At 51.0% G+C, this 1881-nt stretch carries 1 rRNA gene; it reads left to right on the top strand.

Annotated features, from left to right (window positions below):
- Positions 1-14: 14 nt before the first annotated feature.
- Positions 15-1881, top strand: a 23S ribosomal RNA gene (locus L2744_RS21320); the annotation flags it as partial.

Genomic DNA, 1881 nt, shown 5'->3' with positions numbered 1-1881 from the left:
CATTTGGGTTGTATGGTTAAGCGACTAAGCGTATACGGTGGATGCCTTGGCAGTCAGAGGCGATGAAGGACGTAGTAACTTGCGAAAAGCGTTGGCGAGCTAGTAACAAGCATTTGAGCTAACGATGTCCGAATGGGGGAACCCGGCCGCATAAGCGGTCATCATGTGGTGAATACATAGCTACATGAGGCGAACGAGGGGAACTGAAACATCTAAGTACCCTTAGGAAAAGAAATCAACCGAGATTCCCCTAGTAGCGGCGAGCGAACGGGGATTAGCCCTTAAGTCTATGGGGTGTTAGTGGAATGCGTTGGAAAGCGCAGCGGCACAGGGTGATAGCCCCGTACACGAAAACTAACCGTAGATGAAAACGAGTAAGGCGGGACACGTGACATCCTGTTTGAATATGGGGGGACCATCCTCCAAGGCTAAATACTCCTGACTGACCGATAGTGAACCAGTACCGTGAGGGAAAGGCGAAAAGAACCCCTGTGAGGGGAGTGAAATAGAACCTGAAACCGTATACGTACAAGCAGTGGGAGCGGTTCTTGAGACCGTGACTGCGTACCTTTTGTATAATGGGTCAGCGACTTACATTTTGTAGCGAGGTTAAGCGAATAGCGGAGCCGTAGGGAAACCGAGTGTTAACTGCGCGTTTAGTTGCAAGGTGTAGACCCGAAACCCGGTGATCTAGCCATGGGCAGGTTGAAGGTTGAGTAACATCAACTGGAGGACCGAACCGACTAATGTTGAAAAATTAGCGGATGACTTGTGGCTGGGGGTGAAAGGCCAATCAAACCGGGAGATATCTGGTTCTCCTCGAAAGCTATTTAGGTAGCGCCTCGAGCGAATACCATTGGGGGTAGAGCACTGTTAAGGCTAGGGGGTCATCCCGACTTACCAACCCTTTGCAAACTCCGAATACCAATGAGTACTACTCGGGAGACAGACGGCGGGTGCTAACGTCCGTCGTCAAAAGGGAAACAACCCAGACCGTCAGCTAAGGTCCCAAAGTGTATGTTAAGTGGGAAACGATGTGGGAAGGCTTAGACAGCTAGGATGTTGGCTTAGAAGCAGCCATCATTTAAAGAAAGCGTAATAGCTCACTAGTCGAGTCGGCCTGCGCGGAAGATGTAACGGGGCTAAACATACCACCGAAGCTACGGGTGCAGCCCATAAGGGTTGCGCGGTAGAGGAGCGTTCTGTAAGCCGTTGAAGGTGAAGGGGTAACCCACGCTGGAGGTATCAGAAGTGCGAATGCTGACATGAGTAACGATAAAGGGGGTGAAAAACCCCCTCGCCGAAAGACCAAGGGTTCCTGTCCAACGTTAATCGGGGCAGGGTGAGTCGACCCCTAAGGTGAGGCCGAAAGGCGTAATCGATGGGAAACAGATTAATATTTCTGTACTTCCGCTAACTGCGATGGAGAGACGGAGAAGGCTAGGCTAGCGCGGCGTTGGTAGTCCGCGTTTAAGGTGGTAGGTGGTGTTCTTAGGCAAATCCGGGGACACGTACTTTAATGTACACACTGAGAGCTGATGACGAGGTCCTAAGGGACTGAAGTAGTTGATGCCATGCTTCCAGGAAAATCTTCTAAGCTTCAGGTTAGTGGGAATCGTACCCCAAACCGACACAGGTGGTCGGGTAGAGAATACCAAGGCGCTTGAGAGAACTCGGCTGAAGGAACTAGGCAAAATGGTACCGTAACTTCGGGAGAAGGTACGCTCCTGTTGGTGATGAGACTTGCTCTCTAAGCTGACGGGAGTCGCAGATACCAGGTGGCTGCAACTGTTTATCAAAAACACAGCACTGTGCAAACTCGCAAGAGGAAGTATACGGTGTGACGCCTGCCCGGTGCCGGAAGGTTAATTGATTGGGTTA

Origin of the sequence: Shewanella profunda (genome assembly GCF_023283765.1) — a bacterium.
In the GTDB taxonomy this organism is placed as follows: domain Bacteria; phylum Pseudomonadota; class Gammaproteobacteria; order Enterobacterales; family Shewanellaceae; genus Shewanella; species Shewanella profunda.
Note: the sequence above shows the minus strand (reverse complement) of the source record. Positions and strands in the feature narration are given on the sequence as shown.